Annotated in this window: 1 protein-coding gene and 1 pseudogene; both read left to right on the top strand. The window is 68.9% G+C overall.

The annotated features are described in order from the left end of the window. Positions 1-474, top strand: a pseudogene (locus ABZ671_RS32730) (IS21 family transposase); the annotation flags it as partial. 392 nt (positions 475-866) lie between these two features. Next, positions 867-1,138 (top strand): ATP-binding protein (locus ABZ671_RS32725; RefSeq protein ID WP_357865446.1); only part of this gene is annotated, 272 nt, incomplete at its 3' end.

Genomic DNA, 1,138 nt, shown 5'->3' with positions numbered 1-1,138 from the left:
CCGTTCACGTTGGCGACGTGGTCGACGGCCATGGTGGGGCCGGACATCCACGCCAAGGTCGGCAAGACGATCTACTCGGTGCCGTGGCGATTCATTGGCCAACGCGTCGATGCCCGCGAGACCCCGCTGGTCGTCCAGATCTTCCACCAGGGGCAGCTGATCGCCACCCACGGGCGTAAACCACAGGGCAAGCAGACTGACTTCGGGCACTACCCGCCGGAGAAGATCGCGTTCCGGATGCGAACCCCGACCTGGTGCCGCACCCGCGCTACCGAGATCGGCCCTGCCTGCCGGCAAGTCATCGACGACCTGTTGGAGGTCAACGCCCTGTTCCGGCTCCGCGCCGCCCAGGGCGTGCTCGGCCTTGCCGACAAGCACGGCACCGCCCGGCTGGAAGCCGCCTGCGCCAAAGCCATCACCGTCGGCGACCCCTCCTACCGCACCGTCAAAGGCATCCTGGTCGCCGGCGCGGAGACCGACCCGCCACCACCATCGGCCGGCGACGGCGGCGCCGCGGCCCATCTACGCGGCCCTTCGCAGCTGTTCGCGAACGTCATCCCCCTGCCCACCACGGACGGCACGCCCGAGGCGGACCCGGCCATCACGAACGACCACCACGGCGGTCCTGGTGACGACGAGCAGTCGGGCCACGGCATGGCGGTGCTGGCATGACCGACACCGCCCCAGCGGCTGCGGCCTACCCGTTGCCGCCATCTGACGGCCCCGATCCCCGGTTCACCTACGGCCCTGCTCTTCGACATCGCCGAAGTGTTGCAGCGCAACGGTTTCCCCCGCCCGGCCGGCACCGACTGGGCGCAGCTGATGACCACCCTGCACCGCTTTCTCTACCAGCCCAAGGAGACCTCGTGACCATCGTCGACACCGCCCTGCACGACAGCTTGCGCGTCCTGAAGCTGTCCGGCATGCTGCACACCCTCGACGCTCGCCTCGTTCAAGCCCAAGCCGGCGAGCTGGGCCACCTGGAGTTCCTGCAGGTCCTCTGTCACGACGAGATCACCCGCCGGGAAACCATGAGCATGCAGCGACGGCTGCGCCGGGCCCGCTTCGAGCAGACCACCACCCTGGAAGAGTTCGACTTCCACGCCAGCCCCAAACTGCCCGCCGCCCAAATCCGCGA

It is taken from the genome of Micromonospora sp. NPDC006766 (genome assembly GCF_040636055.1).
GTDB lineage: Bacteria > Actinomycetota > Actinomycetes > Mycobacteriales > Micromonosporaceae > Micromonospora.
This window is presented reverse-complemented; position numbering and strand designations above follow the sequence as displayed.